Raw genomic sequence first — 5,225 nt, forward strand, 5'->3', positions numbered from 1 at the left:
GGTCCCATGGCTCACCCACGGTTGTGGCCTGAGGGGCGTCGGGCGCCGTCCGCCTCGCGCCGGGTCCGGTGGCCACCGGACCCGGCGCTATCCAAGTTCCATCACGAAACAGGGACCCATTCCAGATACAAGGGGGATGCAAGGCGTGGATGTTGGGATGCGCGACGCGCTGCTCTCTAGAAAAGTTCTTTCGACGCGTCCCCCTCACCCTAACCCTCTCCCCGGGGGGAGAGGGGATATTCCCCGGTATTGAAACAGCTCCTGAAATGCTGCCGGACGCCCTGGAGCGCCGATGCACGCCCATGCTAGGATTTCCGCCGGATTTCAATCGCGTGGGTGGTCAGGTGGCGGAGGACGGTGACAACGACAGCAAGAGCGACAACGCCGGCACCCCACGCAGCCGGCGCTGGCTCTGGCTGCTGATCGGCCATTCCGCGGTCGGTCTCGCCACGGCCGGCGCGGTCCTGCCGGTTCTGCCCACGGTTCCTTTTCTACTTGTGGCCGGCTGGGCCTATGCCCGCAGCAATCCGGCCCTGCGCGAACGCCTGCGCAACGATCCGCGCTTCGGCCGCGCGGTGCGCGAGTGGCAGGACCGCGGCGCCGTTCCCGTCAAGGCGAAGGTCTTCGCCATCGCCGGCATGTCGTCCGGTTTCACCGTGCTCGCCCTGTCCTCGCCGGGCTATCTGGTGCTCGGCGGCGTCGGGACGGTCATGGTGGCGGCCGGCACCTATGTGGTGTCGCGCCCCACGCCCTCGGCCGACGACAAGACCTGAGCCCGCCCCTCACCCGCCGAGATTGTTGCGCGACGCCTGTTCAATGGTCTTGATGTGGGCCAGACCGGGCAGGATTTCGGACCGGATGAACTCCAGCCGCCGGACCGGGCCGCCGCCGCGGGCGAAGCGGTGCTTCCACAGATTCATCTTCACCGCCAGACCGCACAGGACGCCGCCGATGGTCAGGTGGTGGGTGACGATCAGATCGCGGATGCTGCGGAAGCTCTGCGGATTGATGTCGCGCCAGAAATCGCGGGAACGGTTGTCGAAGCTCTCGAAACGCCCGGTGATGGAAGTGGCGATGTCGGTCAGGTCGTGGCCGATCTCGTCCAGCATCCGGCCCTGGCGGGTGTCGCGGCGCACCTCGCTGACCTGATAGAGTTCCGCCATCCAGCCGAGAAAGCCCTGCACGTCGGGCACGATGTCGTCCAGGCAGCGCTTGAAATAGGCCAGCGACAGGAAGATGTCGGCATATTCCTCCAGGAAGGCCGGGATTTCCTGCAGCGGGATGTCGAGCCGGTCGGCGGTCATCTGCAGCCGGCGCCGCGCCTCCTCCACGTCGGGCTGGGCGAACAGGCGGATCAGCTCGTCCACGCTGGCGATTTCGGAGCATTGGATGCCGTAGACATGCTCGATCAGCGGCCGGGTGAAGACGCGCATGTAGCTGGTCAGTTCCGCCCGCTTGGCCTGCGACAGGCGCAGGGCGTCGGAATCATCGACGTCGATGTTGAGCCGGCGCAGCTCCAGCCGCAGGCTGTAGACGTCGAAGCTGGCGGCTTCGGCGATCTGCGCGATCTTGCGCAGGTCGCGGCGGAATTCCGGGTCGTCGATGCCGAAGCATTTGGGCAGCTGGTTGATGCCGATCTGGCCGCTGCCGGTCTGGGCGTCGTTGAACAGCTCCGCCACCGTCTCCAGCCGGACATTCTTGATCAGCCGCGCCCGGCGCAGGCCCGGCGTTTCCAGCGGCAGGATCGACAGCGGCAGGATGTGCAGCGCATCGCGCGCCTCATCCTCCTCCGAGGAGGCCGACGGCTTCAGCCGCACCGCCGCCGCTCCGGTGGTGGCCGGCGGCCGGATGCGGTCGCGCCCCGGTCTTTCCTGTGGGGTGCCGGCTGGCGGCAAGGCTGGGTTCTCCCCTCTGCCGAGCCCCCGCGGGCTTGTCAGAAGCGCGGGAATCTCATCAGCGTCATGGTGATGGACGGATCGATGGAGATGACCGACGCGCGCCCGCTGCGGGAGATCGGTCCGATCGACGGCATGGCCGCCATGGCGGTGGCACCGCCATTCTGCATGTCGTACATCGCGGCGAAGCGGTCGAGGAACTTGGCGACCTTCTGCGGATTCTTCAGGTCCGCGATGTCCATCCGCTTTTCCAGCAGCGCCTTCTGCTTGTCGACGTCCAGCAGCGCCGTCTGCTCCGGCAGGCCGAGCGCGGTGTAGACCACCTTGCGCAGGGCATTGTCGGCCATCACCTGATACCAGTTGTTGATGTTGCCCGACCGCCGCTGGAAATAGAGACCCAGGCGGACCGCCGGGTTGGTGTTCTCGGACTCCACCTCCAGCGTCACGTTGACATAGCGGTCGATGATCGCCTGGACGACGGCAGGCTGCTTCAGGTTGGCGCCGTGATTCTCGGCGAAGCCGAGGATGGTCGCCATCTCCCGGAACTTGGTGTCGCTCATCCGGTTGGCGGTGGAGTACTGGTCGCTGACCCCCTCCTCCAGCACCTTGCGGATCAGGCCGCGCGACTTGGCCTGGCTGCCAAGGTCGAAGGCGTCGAGGACGAAGCGATAGAGCTTGTCGTCCTTCATGAAGTCTTCGGTGCTGGAGACCTTGCCGATGTTCTCCTGGAAATAGGAGATGGCCCGCTGCACCGCCGGGCGGCTGCGCACCGCCTGTTCGTAGCGGTCGTGGTTGCGGCTGACGACGCGGAGATCGACGAGGGTGGTCATGCCTTCACCTCCCCGATCCCGGCCCCGATTTCGGCCCCGATCTCGCTGCCGTCGCGCGGAATGGCCGGCTGCTCGTCGGCGGCGTCGGTTTCCGCCCCGTATTTGGCGGGGATGCGCATGATCACCTCCCCCGTCGCGGTGTCGAGCACCTCGGTGTAGAGCCGGCTCGTGCCGGGGTCGAGGTTGACCCGGTAGGGCCGGACGGCATGCTTGGGCTCCGCCTCCGCGCCATCGGTCTTCGCGGTGCGCTCCACCACCTCCGCCGGTTTGGTCGTCTCGGCCTGGGCGGCGCGGAGACGGTCGGCCTGCCGCTGGCGGGCCTCGGCGATGATGTCGGCGCTGGCGGGAGAGCGTTCGCCGCTCGGGCCGGTCACGCCGGCGACGGGGGTGGACATGGCGTCATCCTCCCGCGTGACGGTCGATCTGCACCGCCTGGGCCGCCTGGATGGATACCGTCGGGGCCGCATTGGCCGCCGACAGCAGCGTCCCCTCATACTCCATGACCGGGCGCAGGGCGGAGAGCGCCTTGTAGTAGTCGCGCTCGCCCACATGGCCCATGGCGCCGGCGATACGGTCCTGAATGTCGGGACGGGAGAAGGTGGTGTAGAGCTGCGCCATCATCTCCGCCACCGCACCGCTGCCGGCAGCGGCCGTGGCCGGGTCCAGCAGCATGCTCTGGATCAGGAAATAGGCGCGGCGCACCGGGGTCACCGCATCCTCTTCCTGCAGGATGTCGCTGCCGCGGATGATCTGCGCGAAGTTGGAGATCGTCAGGGTGTAGCGGCGATTCTCGTTCTGCACGACGCAGCCGTTGATGACCACCCGCTCGCACGGCTTGAGGCGGAGCTTAAGTGCCATAGGACAGTTCCTCCGTGGCCAGCTCCCGCGCCGGCTGCTGGGCGGCACCCTGCAGGCCCTGCATGACCGACCGGTTGATGTGGATCAGCAGATCGATGCCGCCCTCCCCGCGCAGGACGCGCTGGGTGTTGCGGTTCACCGCGAAGGACAGCGAGACCAGCCCGGCGCGCAACGCTTCCGGCAGGGCGTTGCCGTCCTCCAGCAGATCGGCGCGCAGTGCGTTCCACAGCTCCAGGTTCCGCCACAGCGCGTCCTTCAGCTCGGCGGAGCGCCAGTCGGCCTCGCGGTAGGTTTCCAGGGCCAGGGTGATCCGCAGGAACACCCGGTATTCGATCTTTCGCGGATCGTCGCACTCGGCGATGGTCTGGTGGTAGGCGGCGATGCTCATGGGCGCACCCCTGCGGTGGGGTCCTTGGCGGCGGGAAGCCGGACCGGTTGCGGTGGGTCTTGGTGGACGGTCGAGGATCCGGCGAATGAGGTGGCCGGCCGTCGGCGATGCCCGCTCCGTCTTGCGGACGGCGTGAACGGGCATGGCCGACGGGGCGGCGCCACCGTCCAGGGGTTCGGACGATGACGCCACCCGCGAAGGAACTTAGCGGAACAGCGACAGGATGTTCTGCGGGCCCTGGTTGGCGATCGACAGAGCCTGGATGGCGAGCTGCTGCTGGACCTGGAGGGCCTGCAGACGGCTCGATTCCTCGTTCATGTCGGCGTCGACCAGCGCGCCGATGCCCTTGTTCATCGAGTCGGTCAGCTTCGACACGAAGTCGTTCTGCACCGACACGCGGTTCTCGATCGAGCCGATCACCGACGCCTTGCCGATGGCGCTGTCGAGCAGCGAGTTGATGACTTCCAGCGACTTCTTCGAGTTGTTGACCACGTCGATCTGGGTCAGATCGGCGAGACCGCCGAAGGCGTCGCTTTCCTTCGAGCCGACCCACAGGCCGGACACCTGGGCGGTGAAGTTGCCGTCGGTGTTCACGTCCTGGTCGGTGAAGGTCAGCGTGTCGCCGGAGAAGGCGACCTGGAAGTCGGCACCGGCCGCGGTCAGGGCGGTGTTCACCGCGGTGGCGATGTTGCCCTGGGTGGTGGCGAGGTTGGTGTCGTAGGTCTGGGCCGACAGGTCGACCGACACCTCGGCCTTGGTGCCGTTCTCCTTGGTGACCGTCAGCGTCAGGTTGCCGAGGCCCAGGTTCTGGCCGTCGATGAAGGTGGCGCCCGGCGCGCCGAACTTGATGTCGACCTTGGCCTTGGTGGCGTTGGTCGAATCGACCTGCTGCTCGATGGTGGCCTTGCCGACGATCGACTCCACGCGCATGTCCTGGCGCTGGAATTCGATGTAGCTCGGGTCGACCGTGCTGTCGCTGCGGCTCAGCGAGGCCAGGATCGAGACGTTCTTGTCCTTGGCCGTGCCGTCGTTGGAGTAGGTGACGCGCAGCAGGTTGTCGCCGTTGAAGGAGGCATCGGCGGCGGCGCCCTTGATCAGCTTCACCAGCTGGTCGACGTCGTTCTGGATCAGGGTCTTGTCGACGCCGTTGGTCTGGCCGGCGATGACGCGGGCCTTCAGCGTCTGCAGGTTCTCGACGATGTTCTTGGAGGCCACCGACGCGGTGTTGGTGGTGCCCGAACCCAGCTCCAGCGA

At 67.0% G+C, this 5,225-nt stretch carries 7 protein-coding genes; 1 reads left to right on the forward strand and 6 read right to left on the reverse strand.

Translation table 11 applies throughout. The features are described 5' to 3' along the window. Positions 1-332 precede the first annotated feature (332 nt). A complete protein-coding gene (locus VD964_RS20160) occupies positions 333-773 on the forward strand; it encodes a YbaN family protein (RefSeq protein ID WP_324870295.1) in 441 nt (146 codons plus the stop codon). A 9-nt stretch (positions 774-782) separates the two neighbouring features. Here VD964_RS20160 and VD964_RS20165 read toward each other — a convergent pair whose 3' ends face one another. The 6 genes from VD964_RS20165 to VD964_RS20190 form a co-directional block, all read right to left on the reverse strand. After that, positions 783-1,895, reverse strand: coding sequence for a hypothetical protein (locus VD964_RS20165; protein WP_324870296.1), 1,113 nt, complete (start codon positions 1,893-1,895; stop codon positions 783-785). Between the two features lie 38 nt (positions 1,896-1,933). Then, a complete protein-coding gene (locus VD964_RS20170; RefSeq protein WP_324870297.1) occupies positions 1,934-2,725 on the reverse strand; it encodes a DUF1217 domain-containing protein in 792 nt (263 codons plus the stop codon). Further along, complete coding sequence (locus tag VD964_RS20175; protein WP_324870298.1) at positions 2,722-3,120, reverse strand: hypothetical protein; 399 nt, start codon at positions 3,118-3,120, stop codon at positions 2,722-2,724. Before VD964_RS20175 ends, VD964_RS20170 begins: the two co-directional genes overlap by 4 nt. Positions 3,121-3,124: 4 nt before the next feature. Next, a complete protein-coding gene (locus tag VD964_RS20180; RefSeq protein WP_324870299.1) occupies positions 3,125-3,583 on the reverse strand; it encodes a flagellar biosynthesis repressor FlbT in 459 nt (152 codons plus the stop codon). Next, positions 3,573-3,971 carry a flagellar biosynthesis regulator FlaF gene (locus VD964_RS20185; protein ID WP_324870300.1) on the reverse strand — a complete coding sequence of 133 codons (399 nt, stop codon included), beginning with the start codon at positions 3,969-3,971 and terminating at the stop codon, positions 3,573-3,575. The genes VD964_RS20180 and VD964_RS20185 overlap by 11 nt, the downstream gene beginning before the upstream one ends. A gap of 204 nt (positions 3,972-4,175) precedes the next feature. Then, on the reverse strand, positions 4,176-5,225 hold a 1,050-nt coding region (locus VD964_RS20190), incomplete at its 5' end, for a flagellin (protein ID WP_324870301.1).

The organism is Azospirillum sp., from assembly GCF_035628975.1.
In the GTDB taxonomy this organism is placed as follows: domain Bacteria; phylum Pseudomonadota; class Alphaproteobacteria; order Azospirillales; family Azospirillaceae; genus Azospirillum.

Coding starts and splice junctions, on each gene's coding strand:
- VD964_RS20175 (WP_324870298.1), bottom strand. CDS start 3,120: ATGTCCACCCCCGTCGCCGGCGTGACCGGCCCGAGCGGCGAACGCTCT.
- VD964_RS20170 (WP_324870297.1), bottom strand. CDS start 2,725: ATGACCACCCTCGTCGATCTCCGCGTCGTCAGCCGCAACCACGACCGC.
- VD964_RS20180 (WP_324870299.1), bottom strand. CDS start 3,583: ATGGCACTTAAGCTCCGCCTCAAGCCGTGCGAGCGGGTGGTCATCAAC.
- VD964_RS20185 (WP_324870300.1), bottom strand. CDS start 3,971: ATGAGCATCGCCGCCTACCACCAGACCATCGCCGAGTGCGACGATCCG.